Origin of the sequence: Caulobacter sp. CCNWLW153 (assembly GCF_036889365.1) — a bacterium.
Lineage (GTDB): Bacteria > Pseudomonadota > Alphaproteobacteria > Caulobacterales > Caulobacteraceae > Caulobacter > Caulobacter radicis.
Genome location: NZ_JBAKFV010000001.1, coordinates 385,081 through 407,236 on the forward strand (window position 1 = coordinate 385,081; position 22,156 = coordinate 407,236).

Sequence of the window (22,156 nt, forward strand, 5' to 3'; positions counted from 1 at the left end):
CTATGTCCCCAGTCGAGCATCCGACGGCCCGCGCGCGGCGCGCCATCGTTTCGCGCGGGCTGATCGACAGGCGGGGAGGGCGCGCGGGAAGGCGGCGTCCGATGCGCCCCGGCTTCACAACAGACCTCAGTTTCTTCCCACGGAGTTTCCCATGGCGGACGCCAGCGACGCAGCGATCTTCGGCCCCTCGAAGGCGGCCCTGGCCTTTCTGGCGCAAACCCATGGCCAGCTGATCGGCGAGGCCTTCGTCGAAGGGCGGGGCGAGACCCTGATCGAGGTCGAGGATCCGGCGACCGAGCAGGTGATCGCCAAGGTGCGTGCGACCTCGGTCGAGGACCTGGACCTGGCCGTGGCCGCCGCCCGCAAGGCCTTCAAGGGCTGGAGCCGCACCTCCGGCGCCGACCGGGCGCGGATCATGCTGCGCTTCGCCGACCTCTTGGAGCGCGACGCCGACCAACTGGCCGAGATCGAGACGCTGGAGAACGGCATGCCGATCGCGCTGTCGGGCGCGACCATCAAGGGCTTCTGCGCCGACTACGTGCGCTACTACGCGGGCCTGGCCACCAAGCTGGAGGGCTCGACCATCCCGGCGAGGGCCAACGGCCGCGAGGCGCTGGACCTTCTCGTCTACACCGTGCGCGAGCCGGTGGGCGTGGTCGGGGCGATCGTGCCGTGGAACGTGCCGGTGTCGATGATCATCCTGAAGCTGGCGCCGGCCCTGGCCTCGGGCTGCACCCTGGTGCTCAAGAGCGCCGAGCTGACGCCGCTGACCTCGATCCTGGTGGCGCGGCTGTGGCTGGAGGCCGGCGGCCCGCCCGGCGTGTTCAACCTGATCCACGGCCTGGGCCACGAGATCGGCGCGGCGCTGGTCTCGCACCCGGGCGTCGACAAGATCACCTTCACCGGCTCGACCGCCGTGGGCAAGGAGATCGTCCGCGCCGTCAGCCACGACCTGAAAAGGGTCTCGCTGGAGCTTGGCGGCAAGTCGCCCTTCGTGATCTTCCCCGACGCGGACCTGGCCGACGCCATCCCGTCGGCGGCGATGGCCTGCTTCTTCCTGTCGGGCCAGAACTGCATGGCCGGCACGCGCCTGTTCGTGCACGAGAAGGTGCTGGAGCCGGTGCTGGAGGGCCTGGCCCAGACGGCCGCCTGGCTGAAGGTCGGTCCCGGCCTTGATCCGACGACGATGATCGGCCCGCTGGTCTCGGCTCGCCAGAAGGGCAGGGTGCTCGAGCATGTCGAGGCCGCGGCGGCCGAGGGCGCGCGCCTGGCCTATGCGGGCGGCGTTCCGGCCGGTCCGGGGCACTATGTGGCGCCGACCGTCTATGCCGACGTCACCCCCGACATGCGCCTGGCGCGGGAAGAGGTGTTCGGCCCGGTGCTGGGCGTGCAGAGCTTCGGCGACGATGACGAGGCGCTTCTGTCGGCGATCAACGCCACGACCTACGGCCTGTCGGGCTCGGTCTGGACCAAGGACCTGTCGCGCGCCCACCGCATGGCCCGGGCCATCGACAGCGGCCAGGTGGGCGTCAACATCCACGCGGCGCTGAGCCCCGAGACCCCGTTCGGCGGCAACCGCCAGTCAGGCTGGGGCCGCGAGTTCGGGCGCGAGGGCATCGACTCGTACCTGAAGACCAAGGCGGTGAGCGTGAACCTGGGGGTGATCCCGGGGTGAGGTTTGGGAACCTCCCCCTGTGGGAGGCGATCGCGTGAGCGATCGGTGGGGGGTGACTTTTCGACGCCTCGGCAGCTGAAACCGCCCCCCCTCCGGCCCTCCGGGCCACCTCCCCCAGAGGGGGAGGATCTTGGGGCGCGACCTTGCGGCCTCGCGCCTTGGCTGCGAGTTGATCGAAGGGGTGCGGGGCGCCCGGGCGACGCCCGGAAGCTGTTTTCAGCAAGTTACCGTTTCGACGAAGCCGAGCGCTCCGCGCCGCCGTTTTCCGTCAGCCTCCGGCCGGCGGCGCTGTTGACGCCTTGCCGGAGCGCGCCCGCCGGTTTCCCGAAAGGCGCGCCGCGGGGCGGGAGGGTCCTGGGTAGGAGCGTCTCTCCCGTCTGTCCCCGACGAAGCCGACGGCGGGCGGGCCTGGCCAGCGCCAGGTCCCCGAGCGTCCGGCTTTCCTGGCCGGACTCATTCCCGCTCGACTGCATCCCGCCGCCGCATGGTCGCTGGCCGTGCGCCCCTTCGGTGCGGCGAGACAGGTAGAGTGTACGGCGGGTTTGAGCGCGTCTGATCGGCGGGCGTGAGAAAGTTGGAAGTGGTTGGATTTGTTCAGGAGTTTTCGGAGAATGCCGAGGACCGACTCTGCTCTATCCCCTTCAGCCCCCCAATCCGCCCAATCCCCGCGAAAGCGGGGACCCAGGCGTTTTATCGTCGAGCGCCACGCGTTTCAGAAAAAGCCTGGGTCCCCGCTTTCGCGGGGATTTTACGGGGAAGGTGGCTAGCGTTTCGAAAGCTGAGAACGACCCCCCTCCGTCGCCTTTGGCGACACCTCCCCCAGGGGGGAGGGGCTTTGGTTATTGCAACCCCTCGACGATCAGGTTCGGCAGGACCGCGTCGTCGAAGTCGAGCCTGGGCCGGCCGATGCGGACGATCACGAGGTCGCGCGAGGGCGAGACGTAGACGCGCTGGCCGCCGAAGCCGTCGAAATAGACGAGGTCATCGGCGATGAACGGCGCGCCGTGCGGGGCGGCGTAGGCGGTTGAGGGACCGTAGGTGCGCCTGCCGTCCGCGACCGGGGCCGCGCGCCAGACCAGCAGGCCGTAGGCGGGATTGAGCGGGTTCTCGGCGGTGATCGCCGCGATCCAGTCGGCGGGCAGCACCTGGCGGCCGTCGAGGGCGCCGGCGCCGGCGACCAGGCGACCTAGTTGCAGCCAGTCGCGGGCCCGGGCCTGCAGGCCGGCGAAGAAGCGCGGCTCGCCGTCCTCGCGCTCGACCCACAGCCGGGCGTCGGCCCCGCCCATCGGGGCCCACAGCGCCTTGGAAAGATAGGCGGCCGCGTCGCCCAGGCCCTTGGCGGCGACGGCGCGCGACAAGGCCAGGCCCGCCACCTGGGCGGCGACGTTGTAGTAGTCGAAGACCTCGCCGGACGGGCGCTGGGCCTGCACCGACAGGGCCGTCTCGCTGATCCGGTCACCCAGCATCAGGGCCAGCGCGACGGGGTCGCCCTTGTCGAGGCTGTGGATGGTGAGGCCCGAGCTCATGCCCAGCAGATGGCGCAGCGGGATCGCGCCGCGCGGGTCGTCGCGCCATTCGGCGATGTAGAGGCCGACGGGGTCGTCGATCGAGGCGATCGCGCCGTCGCGGATGGCCGCGCCGTAGAGCAGGCCAAGCGCCGACTTGTGCATCGAGAAGGTCTCGAACAGGCTGTCCTGGGTAAGGTGCGGGGCGTAGGCCTCGTGACGCAGAGCGCCGCCCGACCAGACCAGCAGGGCCACGCCGTCATGGGCGTCGGAGAAGGCCTGGGCGGCGTCGAGGGCGGCCTGCGAGACGCCGCCGGAAACGACCGGAGAGGCGTCGGGCGCGGCCGCGCCGGCCACCGGGCGCAGGGGGGCGTAGCCGTGGATCTCGTCCACGCCGCGTCCGTTCATCGTCGTCATCCCAAGCCCCCGGAAAGCATCACTGAAAACCCCGTGACCCTAGGCTCTAGCGCGGTTTCGAAACGGCCGCGCGCAGGGGCGCCCGCACAGCGGATAGGCGGTCCGCGACCCCTGTGAATCGAGGGCGCGAGAGCTAGCGTCGAGGCTGGAATTCAAGCGTCCCGGGGAATGCGCCATGACCTTCGTCGTCCGTTCGGTCGAACCTCAGACGGAGGGGGCGAAAGCCTTCCTCGCCAAGCGTCGCAAGCAGCTGCTGATCGGCGGCGCCTGGGTCGATGCGGCCGGCGGCGAGACCTTCGCGACCAAGGACCCGGCCACGGGCGTCGTGCTGGCCGACATCGCCAAGGGCGGCGCGGCCGATGTCGACGCGGCCGTGACGGCGGCGCGCAAGGCGTTCGACGGCGGCGAATGGCCTTCGCTGACCCCCATGCAGCGTTCGCGCCTGCTGTGGACCCTGGCCGACCTGATCGAGGCCAATATCGACGAACTGGCCGAGCTGGAGACCCTCGACCAAGGCAAGCCGCTTTACGTGGGCCGCTGGGCCGAAATCCCCGGCGCGGTGAACCAGTTCCGCTACTACGCCGGCCTGGCGACGGCCATCGAGGGGCGAACGATCGACAGCTCGATCAACTACCAGCCGGCCGGCAAGCAGGTGGCCAGCTGGACCCTGCGCGAGCCGGTGGGCGTGGTCGCCGCCATCGTGCCGTGGAACTCGCCGCTGGTGCTGACGGCCATGAAGCTGGCGCCGGCCCTGGCCGCCGGCTGCACCGTGGTGCTGAAGCCCGCCGAGGACACCTCGCTGACCGCCGTGCGCCTGGCCGAACTGGTGCAGCAGGCCGGCTTCCCGGCGGGGGTGCTGAACCTGGTGACGGGCCTGGGCGGCGAGGCCGGCGCGGCGCTGGCCGCGCACCCGGGCGTCGACAAGGTGGCCTTCACCGGCTCGACCCCCACGGGGCGGGCGATCCTGGATGCGGCCAAGGGCAACCTCAAGAAGGTCAGCCTGGAGCTGGGCGGCAAGTCGCCGGTGGTGATCCTGCCGGACGCCGACCTGGACCTCGCCATCCCCGGCGCGGCCAACGCCATCTTCTTCAACGCCGGCCAGGTGTGCGTGGCCGGCTCGCGGCTCTACGCCCACCGCTCGATCTACGACCGGGTGGTCGAGGGCGTGGCGGCCCAGGCCAAGGGGTTGCAGCTGGGCCACGGCCTGGACCCGGCCACCCACATGGGCCCGCTGGTGTCGCGCAAGCAGGCCGACCGCGTGGCCGGCTTCGTGGCCGGCGCGGCCGCGGCCGGGGCCGAGGTGCTGACCGGCGGCGTCCAGGGCGGCGACGAGGGCACCTTCGTGACCCCCGCCGTGGTGGCGCGGGTGACCGCCGACATGGCCATCGTCCGCGAGGAGGTGTTCGGCCCCGTGGTGGTCGTGCAGGCCTATGACGAGATCGACGAGGTGGTGGCCGCCGCCAACGACAGCGAATTCGGCCTGGCCGCCAGCATCTGGACCGAAAGCCTTTCGCACGCCCACCGCCTGTCGCGTCGCATCAAGGCCGGCACGGTGTGGATCAACTGCCACTCGATGTACGACAACGCCCTGCCGATCGGCGGGGTGAAGGCCTCGGGCTGGGGGCGCGACAGCGGCCAGGTCGCCCTCGACGGCTACCTGGAATGGAAGACGGTCTGCGCGGTCGTCTGATGGCTCTCAACATCGTCGAGATCGCCGTCGGCGATCGCTCCGTCGGGCTGGCCGTGGCGCGGCCCGCGGGAGCGCCCAAGGCGGCCATTTCCTTTTCGCACGGGGCCTTCTCGGCGCCGGGCAAGTACGCGGCCCTGCTGGAAGGCTGGGCCGCGCAGGGCCTGCTGGTCGCCGCGCCGATGCACGTGGACAGCACCGACCACCCGCAACGGGAGGCCTTTGACCAGGCCGCCGTCTGGCGCACGCGGCTGGAGGACCAGGCCGCGACGCTGGATTGGCTGGCCGGGCAGGGGACTTTCGGCCTGGCCGCCGCCGGCCATTCGTTCGGCGCGCTGCTGGCCCTGGCGGCCGGCGGGGCGGGGGTGCTGGCGCCGCCCGGCGCGCCGACCCTGGATGCGCGCGTCAAGGCCGTGATCGCCCTGTCGCCGCCGCCGGCCACGCCGCCGCTGATCGGGCCGGAAGGTTTCGCGAGCACCACAGCGCCGCTCCTGGTGCAGACCGGCGACGCCGACGTGTTGCCGGGCTTCGTCGACGACTGGCGCATGCGCCTGATCGCCTACGAGGCGCCGCCGGCGGGGAACCGCCACGCGCTCGTGCTGCCTGGCGTCGACCACTATTTTGGCGGGCTGATCTGCCGGCCCGAATTGCCCGGTCCGGCGCAGGCCGAGGGTTTCGCACAGGCCCTGGCGGCTTCGGCGGACCTGGTCCTGGCCCATGCCGCCGGCGACGCCGAGGCGGCCGCCCGCATCGCCGCCCGGTCGAGCGATGCAAGCTTCACCACCCGCTGACCGTTGTGCGGATAGCGGGTCCGACACGCCTTTCAGCCAGGCGCGCCGGGGTTAAAGTCCCTTATCGAAACAAGGTTTTAGAGGTGCCTCATGGACGCTCCGGCCCTGGCCCAACGCGGGCGCGCGTCGCTCGATTTCCAGGCGGGCATATCGAAGGCGACCTTCGGCCTGCACTTCGCCTCCGAGGCGGAACTGGCCATGAAGGGCGTCAACGCCCAGACCATGCCCGACGACATGGATGAACGTCACGCCCTGGTCGTCGAGACCCTGGCCGACTCCAAGATCTTCAAGATCCGCGAGCTGTTCGGCGAATGGGCTTCGCGCACCCACGGCGCCCATTGCGACGAAGCCTTCGAGGAGCGTCGCGCTGTCCTCGAGCCCTACCTCAAGAGCCTCGACGAAGGCACGGCGACGCTGGACTACGGCGACGGCGAGACCCCGCCCAGCTACTGGAGCAAGGTGTGGTTCCACCGCACCACCGGCGGCTGGGACCACATCGACCACACCGGCTATGTCCACGGCGAGCTGGTGCACAAGCAGCTGGTGGCGCGTGGCTACGGCGGCGACATCTTCGGCCAGCGCCGAGCGGCCGCCCAGCAGGCCCCGCGCCGCGACTACAAGGAAATCCTCGATATCGGCTGCGGCTCGGGCCACTTCACCCAGGCCCTGCAGGAGACCTTCCCGGAAGCCCAGATCACCGGCATCGACTGGTCGGCCCGCATGCTCGAACAGGCCCGTCGCGTGGCCAACGAGAAGGGCTGGAACTGGAAGCTGATGGTCAAGGGCGGCGAGAACTCCGGTTTCGCCGACGAGAGCTTCGATCTCGTGACCACCTTCATCCTGTTCCACGAGGCCCCGCCGCGGATCATCAAGGCGGTGCTGGAAGAGGCCTTCCGGATGCTGAAGCCGGGCGGCGACATCATCATGGCCGACGTGCCGCGCTACGCCGAGATCGATAAGCTAAGTTCTTGGCGCTACGACTACCTGGCCAAGTGGGGCGGCGAGCCCTACTGGCGCGCCTCGGCCAGCATGGACCTGATCCAGACCTGCAAGGACATCGGCTTCGTCGACGTCGAGGGCGCGACCCAGGCTCCGACCCACTCGTACTACGTGCTGCGCGCTCACAAGCCCGCCTGATCCTTCCGACAACGAGCGAGCGACATGAACGCGATGAACCAGAAGACCTTCGAGCGCCCGATCTCCGAGCCGGTGAACCGCCGGATGCTGTCCGCCGACCAGATCGACGACCTGGGCGAGGCGATCCTGTCCCTGACCCGCGAGGTCTGGGTGCTGACCGACCGCGTACACGTGCTGGAAGCCGTGCTGGAAAGCCACGGCGTGCTGGCCAATGCGGAAGTCGACGCCTTCCAGCCGGGCCCGGAGCTGCAGGCCCAGCTGAACGCCAAGCGCGACGCCATCGTCCAGAACCTGCTGCGCGCCCTGCGCGCGGCTCCGGAAGCCCGGAGCTGACGTCAAAGTCCCCGCTGCAACTGCGCAGTGTGTAGCCTGGCGCGGTCCGAAAGGACCGCGCCTTTTTTATGCGCGGTGGAGCGCCTCTCCCAACCAAGAAGAACCTCTCCCAGAGGGAGAGGGCAGGTTCAAAGCCCCAGCGCCCCGGGGTTCATCACGCCCTTCGGGTCCACGGCCGTCTTGATCGCGCGCACCAGATCCAGCGCGGGCGCCTCCAGGACCTCGCCGTACGGATAGAGCTTGCCGAGCTGGAAGTGCACCGCGCCGTGCTGGGCGTAGAGCGCGATGATCTGGGCCTTGAGCCGGTGCACGAAGGCCGTGGTCGCCGGATCGTCGGCGTAATGCGGCAGGCTGGCCAGGTGCTCGGCCGGCAGGACGCCGGCGTGGTAGGCGGTCTGGGCGCCTGGCCAGTAGAGGGCGACCTCGTAGAGGAAGCCGGACGGGCGCAGCACCTCGAACATGCCGCCGCGCCAGACGCCGCGGGCGGTCATCTCGTCGGCGTGGCTGGCGTAGAGGGCTTCGAGCGCGGTGTGGAAGGCGGCGACCTGGCTGTGGGGCAGGATGCCGTTCAGCGGGGCCCAGCGCTCGCCCTTGGGGCCGAGCACGTTGTAGAGCGGGGCGAACGGCATGCCGCGCACGATGGTCGGCATGGTGTTGGGGATCTCGACCCCCTCGGCCGTCATCAGGGTGCGCAGGCGATCCAGGCGGGCCTTGGCCTCGCGGTCGTCGACGCCCTCGAGGATGTAGTGGACCATGTACTCGGCGTTGCGCAGGGCGCGATCGCCGGCCAGGGCCATCTTGGTCAGCTGGCGCAGGCCCGCGGCCAGGGACGGCGAGCTCTTCAGCACGGTCAGGGCCATCTGCACGACGGCGGCGTTGTCCTGGCGGGCGATCTGGCCCTGGGCCAGCGGCGCGTCGATGGCGAAGTGCTCGTCGTCGAGGTTTTCCAGAGCCGCCGCCCGCATGGCGCGGGCGAGGCTGGGCAGGTCGGCGAAGGCGAAGGACGCGCACTGGAAGGCGGGCTTCCTGGCGATCAGCGGCAGGGTGATGCGCGCCTTGATCCCCAGCGCGCCGCAGTCGCCCAGGAACAGGCCGCACAGATCGGGACCGTACCAGCGGGCGAAGGGCGAGGCGCCGCGGGCGGCCGAGCCGGTGCGCAGCAAGCTCCCGTCGGCGATCACCACCTCGACCGACACGGCCGATTCCGCCGAGCTGCCGAACTGGCCCGAGCCGTGGCTGATGGCGTGCTGCGACATCGACCCGCCGATGGTGGCGGCCAGACCCGAGAACGGGCCGAAGAACGGCGTGCGCAGGCTTAAGGGATCGAGCGCGGTCTTCAACTGGGCCCAGGTGACGCCGGCCTCGACGGTGACATAGGCGTCGGTCTGGTTGATCTCGACGATGCGGTCGAGGGCCCCGGTGTCGATCAGCACGGTTTCGGGGCGGGCGGCCAGATAGCCGTCGGTATAGGAAGCGCCGCCGCCGCGCGGGACGATGGCGACGCCCTCGGCCGCCGCCTCGCGCACGACCGCCTGCAGTTGCTCGACGTCGGCCGGGCGAACCACGGCCAAAGGCGTCTCGAGGGCGCGGTAGACGTCGGTGGCGAAGGGCAGGGCGGCCTCGCCCGTCAGGACGCCGTCCTTGCCGACGATCGCCTCCAGGCGTGCGAGGAGGCCAGCGGCGGCTGGGGCGGTACGCGTCTTGACGGGCATCAGCTTACTCAGGTCCCAGGATCAGGTCTTGGCGATGTCTTCGATGGTGGCGCGGAAGCGCTCGGCCGTGTCGGCCGCGGCGGCTTCCGAGGCGTCCTTGCGGGCCAGGTAGAACAGGCGACCCAGGAAGTCCTGGCGCCAGGCCTCGCGGGCCTCCAGGGCGGCCTGGTCGAGCTGCAGGGCCTCGATCTCGGCGGCCAGGTCCAGGCCCTTGGCGGCGTGGACGCGTTCGGCGCTGTCGAGACGGTCGTGCAGCACGGCCAGTTCGTTGGCCAGGACCATGATCATCGACATGGCCTGGTCGAGGCCGGGAGCCTCGTAGAACTGGGGGCGCTTGCCCTTGGCGTCGCGGATGACGTGCGGGCGATCGGCCTGCGGAGCGTGGGCGTTCATCTATCTGTTCCTCAGGCTTTACGCGCGATCAGGACTTCCCAGCCGCCGCCGGGGGCGTATTCGCCGGCGGCGAATTCGCGGTCGGAGACCGCCGCGCTGGCGTCCTGGCTGTAGCCTGCGGCCTGCTGGGCCACGAACTCCATGATGGCCATCGGGGCGGTGTCGAACTTGATGCTTTCGGGCGGGAAGCCGGCGTCCCTGGCCAGGGCGACCTGGTCGGTCTCGCGCATGGCGCCCCAGAAGGGCTCGTTGTTGTACCAGGTCTCGTTGTCCAGGATGAACTGGGTGAACGGGTCCATGTTGTCGAACGGCGGCAGGTCGGCGTGGATCATGTAGCCGCCGGGCGCCAGCAGGCGGTGGCACTCGTTGAAGATGCGCGGCATGGCCTTGCCCGACGTCTCATGCAGCAGGATGTGGCTGACGATGAGGTCGAAGGAGCCGTCCTCGAAGCGGGTCTCCTCGGCGTTCATCTGGGCGAAATTGACTTCGAGGCCCAAACCGGCGGCGCGAGCATGTGCGTAGCGCACCTGCGGGGCGGCGACGTCGACGCCCCAGACTTCCGCCTCGGGGAACAGCTCCTTGTAGGGCAGGGTCGAGTGACCCACCGTGCAGCCCAGGTCGAGGATCCGCTTGGGCTTGAAGCCGTCGAGGCGACGGTTGACGTAGTTGCAGACCGAACGGCCCATGTCGTCGTTGAAGGGGCCCATGTAGCCCATGGCGTAGAGATAGACGCCGCGGTCGTAGAGGGCGCCCGTCGAGATGTCGTCCGGGGCCACCGCGCCGGCGTAGCCGCCGGGCATGCAGTGGATGTCGATCGAGGTGACGTAGCGCGGGGTGTCGAATTCCTGCGGCAGGTCGAGCTTGCCCTTGGCCGAGGCCGACAGGCCGCGGGCCTTCTCGATCAGGTCGGGCAGTTCACGGTCGATCGTGACGTTGGTCGATTCCCAGAGCAGCTCCTGGGCGATGCGGTTGGCCGCCGCGTAGTGCTGGAAATAGAGGTCCTTGACCATGGCGGCGCGAATGTCGCGGCGGTCGCCGGGGGCGCGGCCATGCTCGCGCTCGAAGGCCTTGGCGGCGCGGACGCCGAACACGGGACCCAGGCCCGGCAGCAGACCCTGCTGGATGAACTGCTTGAAGCTCTTGGTGAATTCCTGCCGCGACGCCTCGTCGTGGGTCGGCTTGGGCAGGATCGGGTGATCCACCTGCTGGAAGGTGTTGAGCATCTCGGCGGACATGGCGGCCTCCAAACAGCCGGCCCGGACGGGCGGCGCGAACTGAGGCTAATCTGAAGGGGACCGATCAGTCAAAATATTGCGTTCAGCGGATGCTCCGCTAGGCGGTCAGCCCGGGCGGCAGGCAGTTGGGCGCGGTTGACGGGCGGGGAGCGGGCGGCCGTGGTGAAGGGGCGAATGTTCGCCGGCCCACCCCCTTCCCGTCATTCCCGCCCTCGTGGCGGGAGACCCTGGTTCGGCTCACATGTGAGGTGCACGCGGCGTGCTGAGCACGCCGCCTCATCCGTCTACGCGGCTGGTCGAGGAGGCCGCTACAAGGGCGTGTATTGACCGAGGCGGATACTTTCTCGCAGGGGCCATCCGAGCGTCTCGAACGAGCATCAGGGCCAACTTCGCTTCAGGATCCTGAGCGGACAGTTGGATGCTCCCCCAGAGGGGGAGGATCTATCGATGTCGAAGCTGGCACGGGCTCTTTGGTGAGCGGTCTGCCTGTTCTGACAAACAATTAATGAAATTCACTGCATCCGAGCGACCGCTCCGGCGCCTCTACAGCATGTGTCCAAGCTGATCCGCGCACTTCGAAATACAGATGCGCGGCATGAAGGATTCATTTCTTGAGCCAGTCGGAGGGGGTTTATGAGTGGAGTCGAGATTTTTGCGCCGCGCACCGCCAGAAGCCGGCGCACGTGGACCGCTGCGGCGATAATCCTGATCGTCGTCTTCTTCGTGATCGGGCAGCTGGCGACCATTTTCGCCGTGTTGAAGCCGATGGGGTATCACAAGGCGGACCTTGATACGCAATGGCAGCCGCTCGCCATCTACCTGGCCGGCGGAGGCATTACTATACTGCTCATTGTCGCGTGGGCGTGGTTGTTCGAGCGCAGGTCACCTGCAGCCTTGGGCTTCAACGCCAGGATGGCCGGCGCCTATCTGCGCGGGCTGGCCGTCGGAGGGCTTTGCCTTGGCGCCGTCGTCGGCGTCATTTTCGCCGCGGGCGGCTACAAGGCCGCCGGAGATCTGTCTCTGGGCTTGCTGACGCCAGCCGTTTTGGCGCCGTTCCTCGCCCTGTTTGCCGGATACATGATCCAGGGGGCGGCCGAGGAAACCATGTTGCGTGGCTGGCTGATGCCCTTGGTCGCCTCCAGGCACGGATTGATCGTCGCCGTTCTTCTGAACTCCGGCTTCTTTGCCTTGCTTCATGCGAGCAACATCGATCCATCGAAGGAGCTCGTGCTCGGGATCCTCAATCTGTTTCTTTTCGCCGTCCTGCTTAGCCTTTACGCCGTCAGGGAAGGATCGCTGTGGGGCGTGTGCGCCTTCCATACGGCCTGGAACGCCCTCCTTGGCACGGGTTTTGGACTGGAGGTCAGCGGTCAGAAGGTGGCCATCGCACCGGTCGTCGTGGGCTTGGCGCCGGTCTCAAGCGCACCGTGGTGGCTTACCGGCGGGGCGTTCGGCCCCGAGGCGAGCGTCGTCGCGACGATCGTGCTTGCCGCGGGCTGCGCCTATCTGATCGCGAAGGGGGTCTTGAAGGCGACGTCCAAGGCCCAGCCCAAAGCCGTCTCCGCGGCACTTTCGTAGCCGCGCCTTCGATTGGGAAAACGACGCGGGTTGGAATAGCGGGAGTAGGGGCCGCGCCTGGTTCGGAGGGGGGGAAACCTCTCACCCTCCCACGCCTGCGGCGCGGGCCCCTCCCTCTCTCAAAGAGAGAGGGATCAAATCTTAGACCTCCACCGCCCCAGCGTCGTAGGCGAACAGGCCCAGGGTCTCTTCGTTCTTGATCTCGGTCATGCCGTAGAGGTGGGCTTCGTCGCCTTCCAGGCGGTCGGCGTTGAGGTTGGATTCCACCTGGATGAAGCCGCAGCGCTCCTTGCGGGCGACCTCGTAGCGGGCCAGGGCCTCGGGGACGTCCGACGCGGCCTCGAAGGCGCGGGCCAGGACGAGGGCGTCCTCGATGGCGGCGGCGGCGCCTTGGCCCAGGAACGGGGTCATGGCGTGGGCGGCGTCGCCCAGCAGGGCCACGCGGCCGCCGCGCACCCAGGTCTTCAGCGGCTGGCGGGCGAAGACGGCCCACTTGTAGAGGGCCGACGGATCGACGGCGTCGAGCAGGGCCTGGACGTCGCTGCTCCAGCCTTCGAAGGTCTTGCGCAGGTCGGCCAGGTCGGCGCGGATCGTCCAGCCTTCCTCGGCCCAGCCCTCCTGGCGGGCGAAGAAGACGAGGTTGAGCAGGGTGGAGTTGCGCAGCGGATAGCGAACGGCCATGCGGCCCGGGCCGATATGGATGCCGGGGAAATGGGCCATGTCGGTCAGCAGAGGACCCTCGACCGGCACGATGGCGCGCCAGACGACGTGGCCGGTGAAGTGCGGCTCGCCCGGGTCGAAGCCCTTGCGGACGCCCGATTTCACGCCGTCGGCGCCGATCACCGCGTCGCCCTTGATCTCGGTTCCGCCGGCCAGCACGGCGATCGCGCCGTTCTCGGTCGGCTCGGCGGCGACGCACGGGCTGGACAGCCGGACCGTGGCGCGGCCGGTGGCTTCCAGCGCCTCGACCAGGATGGCGTGCAGGTCGGCGCGGTGGATGTAGACGTAAGGGGCGCCGTAGAGGTCGCGCACCTTCTGGCCGCGCTCGAAGGCGACCAGATCGCGGCCGTCGGCCCAGTGTTGCACGCGCTGGCGCTGGGGCTCGACCCCGGCGGCGGTGATCGCCTCGGCCAGGCCCAGGTGGTGGTAGACGCGCATGGCGTTGGGGGCCAGCGTGACGCCGGCGCCGATTTCGCCCAGCGCCGGGGCCTGCTCCAGCACCTCGACGGTGTGGCCGGCGCGGGCCAGGGCGATGGCGGCGGTCAGGCCGCCGATGCCGGCGCCGGCGACGATCAGGTGCTGGGGACGCATGGGTATCTCCGAAACTTAAGCGCCAAAATCAGGCGTAGGTCGCCGCGTCGGCCAGCAGGGCGTCGAGCCCGGCGACGGCGTTGAGGCGGGGAAGATCGAGAATGTCGAGGCCGTCGGTCGTGCCGTCGGATCTCAGCTTGGCCAGCCATTCGGGCGCGTAGCGGGCGAGGCCATGCAGCAGCAGCATGGGGTGCAGGGCGATGGCGAAGCCCAGCTCCTGAAGTTCAGCGCCGGTGCGCACGGCGGTGATCCCGCCCTCGACCAGGTTGTGGACCAGGGGAACGCGGGCGGCGAAACGCTCGGCGACGGCCCTGGTCTCGTCCAGGGTGCGGGGCCCCTCGACGAAGACGATGTCGGCGCCCGCCTCCAGATAGGCCTCGGCGCGGTCGAGGGCGGCTTCTGGCCCCTCCACGCCGAGCGCGTCGGTGCGGCCGATGATCAGGGTTTCTGACCGGGCGTCGACCGCGGCGCGGACCTTGCCGACCATCTCGGCGACCGGGATCACGCCCTTGCCGCGGATGTGGCCGCAGCGCTTGGGAAAGGTCTGGTCTTCCAGCTGCACGGCGGCGGCGCCGGCCCGCTCGAGCACCTTGACGGTGCGCTGGGTGTTCAGCGCGTTGCCAAAGCCCGTGTCGATGTCGACGATCAGCGGGATCTCGACGCGGTCGGCGATGGCCCGCACCGCGTCGGCCAGCTCGCCGACGCCGACGAGGCCGACGTCGGGCCGGCCCAGGCGGGCCAGCGACAGGGCCGCGCCCGACAGGAACGCGGCCTCGAAGCCGGCCTGCTCGACCAGCAGGGCCGAGAAGCCGTCGTAGCAGCCCGGCGCGGCCAGCAGCCGGCGGCGGCCGTCTGGGCCGGCCGCCAGCCGCTTGCGCAGGCGCGTGGCGGCGCTGGTCACTCGGCGGCCTTCGAACTGGCGCCCGTCGGGATGTGGCTTTCGTGATTGGCCAGATACCAGTGGGCGATCTCCTCACGGGTGGCGAACCACACGCCCGGCAGGCTCTTGGCGTGCTGGATGAACTCGCGCAGGGCCCGGATGCGATAGGCCCGGCCCGAGACGTGCGGGTGGATGCCCACGTTCATGATCCGGCCCGAGGTCGCGCCTTCCTTGTAGAGGACGTTCAGCTCCTCGATCATCACGTCGCGGTACTCGTCGGTGGTGTGGCCGCGACGGGTGAGCAGGGTGAAGTCGTTGATCTCGTTGGAATAGGGCGTCGAGACGATCGGGCCGTTCGGCGTGCGCAGCAGGTAGGGCTGGTCGTCGTTGAGCAGGTCGCAATAGAAGGTGCAGCCGTGCTCGGCCAGGATGTCGGCGGTCTGCAGCGTGCCGCGCAGGGACGACGACAGCCAGCCCTTGGCGCGCTTGCCGACGAACTTCTCGTACTGCTCCAGCGAGCGCAGGACGATGTCGCGTTCCTTGGCCGGTTCATGGGCGAAGTCGGTCAGCAGTTCGCCCTGTTCCCAGTTGTGGGCCAGAAGCTCCCAGCCGCGCTCCAGGCAGGCGTCGGTCATGGCCTTGCGGCGCTCGAAGGTCACCGCGTTGGTGGTGCAGCTGGCCTTGACGCCCTGCTCATCGAACAGGTCGAACAGCCGCCAGATGCCCACCCGCTGGCCGTATTCGCGCCAGGTGTAGTTGGGGAAGTCGGGCGTATCGCCGGCCAGCACGTCGGGCAGCACGGCCGGACCGCCGGCGTAGTACTTCTCCTTGGTCGGCTTGGTGAGGTCCCAGGTCTCGAGATTGAAGGTCATGACCAGGGCCACGCGCGCGCCGTTCGGCCAGATCAGCGGCTTGCGGTGCGGAAGCGGAACGTAATCGTATTCCATACTGGTACCCCGTGATCCCTAGTGCTCGAGCAGGAGCGAGCCGAAGCCGTCGATCTTGTCCGCCACGCCCATGCTCCGAAGAGCGTGCCAGTAGGTGGCGGTGTTGATGGCCACGACCGGCTTCTCCAGCCAGAACTCGGCCATGGCGGCGACCTTGGCGAAGGCCAGGTTCGTGCCGCACTGGACGACGGCGTCGGCGCCTTCGGAGACCTCTTCGGCCGCGCGCTTGAGCGTCTGCGGCGTCTCGTGGGCGATCAGCATCGGGGAGGGCGATTTCAGGCCCTTCACCTGGGTGACCTCGTAGCCCAGGTCCTCGAAGAACTTGCGCACCTGGTTGTCGCCGACCGGCATGTAGGGGGTGATGACCCCGATCTTCTTGATACCGCCGTAAGCCTTCAGCGCCGCGTCGACGGCGGTGGAGCCCATCACGACCGGCACGCCGTTGGTGCGTTCCAGCATGCGCTGGGTCAGGCGCTCGGCGCCGTCGGCGCCGTCCCAGAAGGTTTCGGCCGACATGCCCATGACCACGCAGGCCGGATCCATGGTCATGGCGACGTCGACGCTGTCCATGGTCGCGTCGCGGATGTTCTGCAGCATCACCATGAACGACTCGTCGTCGGTGACCTTGGTGTCGGGAATGGCGATGCGCTGGAAGTGATTGGTGACGCCGCGCGGGCGCATGTCGTCGTATTCCGGCTGCACGCTGGTGTTGGTCGACGGCGCGATGACCGCATACTTCAGGCGGTGTCCCAATGAATCCGGCATGACGCTTCCTCGACGTTTCGATGGTCGAGGAATGGCAAAGCCGAGGCGGCCGCGCCGCACCCCAGGAGCCGATATCCGCCCGGCGGATAGGAAAAGGCGCCGCCAGAGCGGGAAGAACGGGCGTCGCTAGGGTCGTCGTTGAACCACAACGGAAATTCCTCCGGGGGACGAGACCATGCCCGCCTTCATCATCGCCACGACCGTCATCACGGATCCGCCGCGCTTCTTCGAGTACGTGAAGGCCATTTCGGGCCTGGCCGAGCGCTTCGGCGGCGAAACCTATGTCCGCGGTCCGGTGACCGAAGTGCTGGAGGGCGAGGTCCCCGAAGGCGAGCGCGTGATTGTCACCCGTTATCCCGACGCCGCCGCCGCCAAGGCCTATCTGTATTCGGACGAATATCAGGCCGCCAAGCTCCTGCGGAAGGACGCGGGCAGCGTCGTGGTCCGCATGGTCGTCGTCGACTGATCAAAGCGCGTGAGCCGGGGCGCGTGGGGGAAACCGCGCCCGCAACGCCGATCCAAAACTAGCGAGGTTCCGTGGAACGATTCCAAGTCGTCGTCGCCGGCGCTGGGCCCGTGGGCTCTGTCGCGGCCTATCGGCTGGCCCAGATGGGCGTCGAGGTGCTGCTGCTGGAGGCCGCGCCCCGCTGCCCCGAGGACCTGCGCGCCTCGACCATGCATCCGCCGACGCTCGACATGATGAAAGAGCTGGGCGTGCTCGACGAGCTGGAGGCCCAAGGCCTGCGCGCGCCGATCTATCACTATCGCAATCGCCTGACGGGCGAGGTGATGGCCTTCGACATGGGCGAACTGGGCGACATCTCAGAGCACCCGTATCGACTGCAGTGCGAGCAGTTCAAGCTGGCGCGCCTGCTGACCGCCAAGCTGGCGGATCACCCGAAGGGGCAGGTGCGGTTCTCGCACCGGCTGGCCCACTTCACCCAGGACGACCAGGGCGTCACCGCCTTCGTCGAGGCGCCGTTCGGCATCGAGCAGGTGCGCTGCGACTACCTGATCGGCGCCGACGGGGCCAATTCGATCGTCCGCAAGTGGCTCGACATCGAGTTCGAGGGCTTCACCTATCCGGAGAAGTTCCTGACCCTGTCGACCGACTGGCCGCTGGAGGAGCATTTCCCGGGGCTGGCCCACGTCAACTACGTGGCCGATCCCAAGGAGTGGTGCGTGCTGCTGCGGGTGCCGTCGCTGTGGCGGATCCTGGTGCCGGCCAATGGCGACGAGAGCGACGAGGCCCTGCTGTCGGACGCCAAGAAGGAGGCCGTGTTCGGCGGCCTGCTGGGCGAGGGGGCGTCGGTGAAGACCGCGCACCGCACGCTCTACAAGGTGCACCAGCGGGTGGCCAAGACCTACCATGTGGGCCGGGTGCTGCTGGCGGGCGACGCCGCGCACCTCAACAACCCGCTGGGCGGGTTCGGCATGAACTCGGGCATCCACGACGTCTGGAACCTGACCGAGAAGCTTGTCGACATCCTGCAGAACAAGGGCGACGCCGAGACGCTGCTGCCGCTCTATGACCGGCAGCGACGGGCGGTGATGCACAAGTTCATCCAGACCCAGACCATCGCCAACAAGGCGGCGATGGAGGCCGGCACCGCCGAGGCCTATGCCGAGCGCGAGGCCAAGATGCGCAAGATCCTGGCCGACCCGGAACAGCGGCGCGAATACCTGCTGCTGCAGTCGATGTACAAGAGCCTCGAGCTCGAAGCGGCGACGGCGTGAGGTCGGGACGATGATCCAGTTTCACACCGTCCCGACCGCCAACGGCCAGAAGGTGCGGATCGTGCTGGAGGAGACGGGGCTGGCCTATGCGCTGGCCCCGGTCGACCTCTATGCCGGCGAGCACAAGAAGCCCGGCTACAAGGCCGCGCTCAGCCCGTTCGGCAAGGCGCCGGCGATCGTCGATCCCGACGGTCCCGGCGGCGCGCCGCTGGTGTTGTCGGAAACCCTGGCCATCGCCTGGTACCTGGCCGAGAAGGCCGCCAGCGACATGCTGCCCAAGGGGCCGGGCGAGCGGGCGGAGTTCCTGATGTGGGCCTCGGCCGTGTCGTCGCAGCTGGCGGGCGCCTTCACCAACCAGTTCGTGGCCACGGTCATGGCGCCCGAAAAGACGCCGTGGGCGATCGAGCGGTCGCTGGCCGACTGCCACGAGCAGCTGGCGGCGTTCGAGGCCCGGCTGGCGACCCGCGTCTACATGCTGGGCGAGCGGTTCACGATCCTGGACGCCCTTTTCTTCCCGATGGTCGCCAGCTCGGCCAAGCGTCTTGAGGGCGGGCTGGAGCGCTATCCGAACCTTGCCCGCTATGAGGCCTTCATCGTCCAGCGGCCGGCCGTGCAGCGCGGCATGGCCAACGGCTAAAGGGGCGAGCGCCAAGGTCTTGCAACCTTGGCGCCGTACCCGGCGCGAAAACCTTGTGAGACTGTTCCTCGCACGGTTAACGCGAGGCGAGGCCGCATGGAGCGCAGCTGGATCAAGGGGCGGGTGTTCGTCGTCGACGACGACCCGGTGCTGCTGGCCTTCCTGGAAGGCGCCCTGGCCAAGTCCGGCTACATCGTCCAGGCCTTCGAGTCCGCCCGCAGCGCGCTGCACGCGGCGGGCCTCGACAAGCCGGCGATCTGGCTGATCGACATCCGCATGCCCGACATGGACGGCATGGAGCTGCTCAGGCTCCTGCGCGGCGGCGACGAGCACCGCGAGACCCCGGTGGTCATGCTGACCGGCGAGGGGCGTCTCGACCGCATCGCCAGCGCCATGGGCGCTGGGGCGACGACCTATCTGCTCAAGCCGTTCTCGCCGCAGCAGGTGGTGGAGAAGGTCTATGCGGCGCTGAGCTTGGGGTAGAGGCGGCTATCGCGCAAGGAGAGGGCGCGGTTGAGCGGTTACTCCCACCCCGCAAAATCCCCACGAAAGCGGGGACCCAGGTGTTTTATCGTAGAGCGCCCAGGGTTTCAGAAAAAGCCTGGGTCCCCGCTTTCGCGGGGATTTTACGGATAATGGGGGGGCTTGACGGGAAAGCCCTCACCAAGCCACCTCGGCGCCCGCCAGATCCAGGAACTTGCCCGTATCGTCCAGGCTCAGCCCGGCGATGACCTTCTGCTGGCCTTCGACGCTTTCCTCGACGGAGTAGGGGGCGTCGGGGCCGCCCAGGGCGGTGCGGGTCCAGCCCGGGGCCATGGCGATGACGGTGACGCCGTCGCCTTTCAGCTCCACCGCCAGACCCTTGGCCAGCATGTTCAGCGCGGCCTTGGACGAGCGATAGGCGTGCGAGCCGCCGTAGATGTTGGTGCCGATCGAGGCCAGGCCGCTGGACATCATCACGATGGTCTTCTTCTGGCCGGCCTTGATGTTGTCGATCAGGGCCGCGGTGATGCGGAACGGCGAGACGACGTTGGTGGCCAGGATGTCGGCCCAGATGTCGTAGTCCATGCCGGCCAGGGTCTGGTGGGCCATGCCCTCGGGCAGCGGGATGGGACCGTAGGTGCCGGCGTTGTTGACCAGCACATCGATGGCGACGCCCTTCAGGCGCTCGGCGAAGGCGGCGACGGACGCCGCGTCGTTCACCGACAGCGCCTCGATGCGGACCTTGCCCGGATGGACGTCGGCGATGGCTTGCAGCTCGGCGGCCGAGGCCGGATCGCGGCAGGTCGCGATGACCTGAGCGCTCGAGGCGGCGTACTGGCGAACGTGCTCCAAGCCGATGCCGCGATTGGCGCCGGTGATCAGGACCGTGGTCATGGCGTGCTCTCTTCCTTGGTTGTCGACGCCGACTTGAACCGGCCTAGAAGGCGAGGGCGGGGCGGCGGCGATCTTCGCCGCTGTGCGGATAACGGTCCCGGGCGAGGGGAGCCGGCGAGGGGCGGGCGCTAGGACCGAGACTCGAAGATTCCGCTGGAGCCGCCCGTGACGCTCATCCGCAAGGCATATGCCGATACGCCCGCCGGCCAGGTGCACCTGCGCCGGGTGGACGGCCCCGGCGATCCGATCGTGCTCCTGCACCGCACCCCGGTCAGCTCGGCCTGTTTCGACGGCGTGCTGGCGCTTCTCGCCGGCCGCCGCGCGGCGATCGCGCTGGACACGCCCGGCTTTGGCCAGTCGTTCAAGCCGGAAGGCCTGCCCTCCACGGTGGACTATGGCGCGTGGCTGCTGGCGGCCCTGGACGCCCTTGGCGTCGAGCGCTTCCACCTGGCCGGCCACCATACCGGCACCCACATCGGCGCCGAGATCGCCGTCGCCGCGCCCGACCGCGTGCGCTCGCTGCTGCTGAACGGCGTGCTGTTCGCCAGCGCCGACGAGCGCGAGATGTTTCGCGCCCAGATCGGCCAGTCCGCGCCGATCGATGCGCACGGCGCCTACCTGATCCAGTCCTGGGGCGTGATGAAGGGGCTGCTGCCCCGCTTCGACGCCCAACTGGTGCAGACCGAGTTCCTGGGCGCGATCGGCGCGCCGGACGGCCGCAACCAGGCCTTCGGGGCGATCTTCGACCAGGACTTCGCCAGCGTCTTCGAGGGCGTGACCTGCCCGGTGACCGTGCTGCAGGCGGCCGACGACCCGCTGGCGGGCTTCGTCGGCCGTATCCGCAAGGCCCGTCCGGGCGTGGTGGTCACCACCCAGGGCAAGACCGGCGTCGCCGCGCCCGAGCTGGAACCCCAAATCTTCGCCGAGACCCTGCTGGCCTTCGTGGCCGGCGTCGAAACCACGCCTCCGAACAGCCCCCTTCAGTGGACCCCGCCCATGACCAATCGCCGTTTCTCCCTCGTCCGCGCCGGCCAGGGCTTCGAGCTGGCCGAGTCCATCGTGCCGGTTCCGACGCCGGGGCCGGGCCAGGTGCTGGTTCGCGTGCGCGCCGTCGCCCTGAACCGCCGCGACGTGATGATCCGCCAGGGCTGGTATCCGGTGGGCGAGGCCGACGGCTTCACCCCGCTGTCGGACGCCGCCGGCGAGATCGTGGCGCTGGGTGAAGGTGTCGAAGGCTTCGCCGTCGGCGACCGCGTGGCGTCGACCTTCTTCCAGGCCTGGCCGGAAGGCCGCATCACCTTCCCGGCGGTGATCTCGTCGCTGGGCGCCGGCGGTCCCGGCGTTCTGGCCGAGCAGGTGGTGCTGTCGGCCGACGGGGTGGTGAAGCTGCCCGAGGGGCTCGACTACGTGCAGGGCGCGACCCTGACCTGCTCGGGCGTCACGGCCTGGTCGTCGCTGGTCACGCACGGCGGCTTGCAGGCGGGCGACTGGGTGGTGACCCTGGGCACCGGCGGCGTCTCGCTGTGGGGCCTGCAGATCGCCAAGGCCTTCGGGGCCAAGGTGGCCGTGGTCGGCGGCGACGACGCCAAGCTGGCCCGCGCCAAGGAACTGGGCGCGGACCTGACCGTCAACTATCGCACCACGCCCGACTGGGAGGTCCCGGTGAAGGAGGCCTCGTTCGGCGGCGTGCAGCACGCCCTGGAACTGGGCGGCGCCGGCACCCTGGCCAAGTCGCAAGGCGCCCTCGGCGTCGGCGGCCACGTGGCGGTCATCGGCGCTCTGGATGGTTTCGGCGGCGCGCTGGGCGCGGCGGCGATGGTCATGGCCGCCCAGCGCGCCACGGCGATCTCGGTGGGTTCACGCGCCGATCACCAGGCGCTGTCGGACTTCGTGGCGGCCATGGGGATCGTGCCTGTGGTCGACAGCGTGTTCGGCCTCGACGCCATCGAAGGCGCCTATGCCCGCGCCGACAAGGGCGCGTTCGGCAAGGTGGTGGTGACGCTTTGATCATTGCGTCCCTCTCTCGAAGAGAGAGGGTT

At 69.2% G+C, this 22,156-nt stretch carries 20 protein-coding genes; 11 read left to right on the plus strand and 9 right to left on the minus strand.

All coding sequences use genetic code 11. The annotated features are described in order from the left end of the window. Window positions 1-151: 151 nt before the first annotated feature. Complete coding sequence (locus tag V6S85_RS01615) at window positions 152-1,675, plus strand: aldehyde dehydrogenase family protein (protein ID WP_334347781.1); 1,524 nt, start codon at window positions 152-154, stop codon at window positions 1,673-1,675. An 839-nt stretch (window positions 1,676-2,514) separates the two neighbouring features. On the opposite strand, the gene V6S85_RS01620 is transcribed toward V6S85_RS01615, so the two are convergent. Then, window positions 2,515-3,588, minus strand: a complete 1,074-nt coding sequence (locus tag V6S85_RS01620; RefSeq protein ID WP_334347782.1) for a serine hydrolase domain-containing protein — start codon at window positions 3,586-3,588, stop codon at window positions 2,515-2,517. Window positions 3,589-3,772: 184 nt separating this feature from the next. On the opposite strand from V6S85_RS01620, the gene V6S85_RS01625 reads away from it, so the two are divergent. The 4 genes from V6S85_RS01625 (at window position 3,773) to V6S85_RS01640 (ending at window position 7,545) form a co-directional block, all read left to right on the plus strand. Then, complete coding sequence (locus V6S85_RS01625) at window positions 3,773-5,287, plus strand: aldehyde dehydrogenase family protein (protein ID WP_334347783.1); 1,515 nt, start codon at window positions 3,773-3,775, stop codon at window positions 5,285-5,287. Continuing rightward, the gene (locus V6S85_RS01630) at window positions 5,287-6,075 is read left to right on the plus strand and encodes an alpha/beta hydrolase (RefSeq protein ID WP_116569220.1); all 789 of its coding nucleotides are present in this window, start codon (window positions 5,287-5,289) and stop codon (window positions 6,073-6,075) included. The genes V6S85_RS01625 and V6S85_RS01630 overlap by 1 nt, the downstream gene beginning before the upstream one ends. Window positions 6,076-6,165: 90 nt before the next feature. Further along, the gene (locus V6S85_RS01635; protein WP_334347784.1) at window positions 6,166-7,212 is read left to right on the plus strand and encodes a class I SAM-dependent methyltransferase; all 1,047 of its coding nucleotides are present in this window, start codon (window positions 6,166-6,168) and stop codon (window positions 7,210-7,212) included. A gap of 24 nt (window positions 7,213-7,236) precedes the next feature. Continuing rightward, on the plus strand, window positions 7,237-7,545 hold the full coding sequence (locus V6S85_RS01640; protein ID WP_116569222.1) for a hypothetical protein: 309 nt from the start codon (window positions 7,237-7,239) through the stop codon (window positions 7,543-7,545). Between the two features lie 128 nt (window positions 7,546-7,673). Here the strand turns inward: V6S85_RS01640 and V6S85_RS01645 are convergent, their stop codons facing one another. From V6S85_RS01645 to V6S85_RS01655, 3 genes are read right to left on the minus strand one after another with little or no spacing between them, the layout of a single operon-like run. Continuing rightward, entirely contained in the window at window positions 7,674-9,257 is a 1,584-nt protein-coding gene (locus V6S85_RS01645; RefSeq protein WP_334347785.1) for an FAD-binding oxidoreductase, read from the minus strand. A 21-nt stretch (window positions 9,258-9,278) separates the two neighbouring features. Then, entirely contained in the window at window positions 9,279-9,650 is a 372-nt protein-coding gene (locus V6S85_RS01650; protein ID WP_116569224.1) for a hypothetical protein, read from the minus strand. An 11-nt stretch (window positions 9,651-9,661) separates the two neighbouring features. Then, a complete protein-coding gene (locus V6S85_RS01655; RefSeq protein ID WP_334347786.1) occupies window positions 9,662-10,885 on the minus strand; it encodes a methyltransferase domain-containing protein in 1,224 nt (407 codons plus the stop codon). A 633-nt stretch (window positions 10,886-11,518) separates the two neighbouring features. Between V6S85_RS01655 and V6S85_RS01660 the strand changes: the two genes are divergently transcribed. Beyond that, window positions 11,519-12,463 (plus strand): CPBP family intramembrane glutamic endopeptidase, encoded by a 945-nt coding sequence (locus tag V6S85_RS01660; RefSeq protein ID WP_334347787.1) that lies wholly within the window; start codon window positions 11,519-11,521, stop codon window positions 12,461-12,463. Window positions 12,464-12,604: 141 nt separating this feature from the next. Here the strand turns inward: V6S85_RS01660 and V6S85_RS01665 are convergent, their stop codons facing one another. The 4 genes from V6S85_RS01665 to V6S85_RS01680 are packed head-to-tail and all read right to left on the minus strand — an operon-like array spanning window position 12,605 to window position 16,366. Further along, window positions 12,605-13,774 (minus strand): FAD-dependent monooxygenase, encoded by a 1,170-nt coding sequence (locus V6S85_RS01665; RefSeq protein ID WP_334347788.1) that lies wholly within the window; start codon window positions 13,772-13,774, stop codon window positions 12,605-12,607. Between the two features lie 28 nt (window positions 13,775-13,802). Further along, on the minus strand, window positions 13,803-14,675 hold the full coding sequence (locus V6S85_RS01670) for an isocitrate lyase/PEP mutase family protein (RefSeq protein ID WP_334347789.1): 873 nt from the start codon (window positions 14,673-14,675) through the stop codon (window positions 13,803-13,805). Beyond that, window positions 14,672-15,601 (minus strand): hypothetical protein, encoded by a 930-nt coding sequence (locus tag V6S85_RS01675; RefSeq protein ID WP_334347790.1) that lies wholly within the window; start codon window positions 15,599-15,601, stop codon window positions 14,672-14,674. The genes V6S85_RS01670 and V6S85_RS01675 overlap by 4 nt, the downstream gene beginning before the upstream one ends. A gap of 18 nt (window positions 15,602-15,619) precedes the next feature. Further along, window positions 15,620-16,366, minus strand: a complete 747-nt coding sequence (locus V6S85_RS01680; RefSeq protein WP_116487269.1) for a maleate cis-trans isomerase family protein — start codon at window positions 16,364-16,366, stop codon at window positions 15,620-15,622. A 175-nt stretch (window positions 16,367-16,541) separates the two neighbouring features. Here V6S85_RS01680 and V6S85_RS01685 point away from each other — a divergent pair, with 175 nt between their 5' ends. The 4 genes from V6S85_RS01685 (at window position 16,542) to V6S85_RS01700 (ending at window position 19,223) form a co-directional block, all read left to right on the plus strand. Beyond that, window positions 16,542-16,832, plus strand: coding sequence for a DUF1330 domain-containing protein (locus tag V6S85_RS01685; RefSeq protein ID WP_116487270.1), 291 nt, complete (start codon window positions 16,542-16,544; stop codon window positions 16,830-16,832). 71 nt (window positions 16,833-16,903) lie between these two features. Continuing rightward, window positions 16,904-18,103 (plus strand): FAD-dependent oxidoreductase, encoded by a 1,200-nt coding sequence (locus V6S85_RS01690; RefSeq protein ID WP_116487271.1) that lies wholly within the window; start codon window positions 16,904-16,906, stop codon window positions 18,101-18,103. A 10-nt stretch (window positions 18,104-18,113) separates the two neighbouring features. Then, window positions 18,114-18,740 carry a glutathione S-transferase family protein gene (locus V6S85_RS01695; protein ID WP_334347791.1) on the plus strand — a complete coding sequence of 209 codons (627 nt, stop codon included), beginning with the start codon at window positions 18,114-18,116 and terminating at the stop codon, window positions 18,738-18,740. A 96-nt stretch (window positions 18,741-18,836) separates the two neighbouring features. Further along, on the plus strand, window positions 18,837-19,223 hold the full coding sequence (locus V6S85_RS01700) for a response regulator (protein WP_334347792.1): 387 nt from the start codon (window positions 18,837-18,839) through the stop codon (window positions 19,221-19,223). Between the two features lie 177 nt (window positions 19,224-19,400). Here V6S85_RS01700 and V6S85_RS01705 read toward each other — a convergent pair whose 3' ends face one another. Then, entirely contained in the window at window positions 19,401-20,117 is a 717-nt protein-coding gene (locus V6S85_RS01705; protein WP_334347793.1) for an SDR family oxidoreductase, read from the minus strand. Between the two features lie 165 nt (window positions 20,118-20,282). Between V6S85_RS01705 and V6S85_RS01710 the strand changes: the two genes are divergently transcribed. After that, window positions 20,283-22,124, plus strand: coding sequence for an alpha/beta fold hydrolase (locus V6S85_RS01710; RefSeq protein ID WP_334347794.1), 1,842 nt, complete (start codon window positions 20,283-20,285; stop codon window positions 22,122-22,124). Window positions 22,125-22,156: the final 32 nt, after the last annotated feature.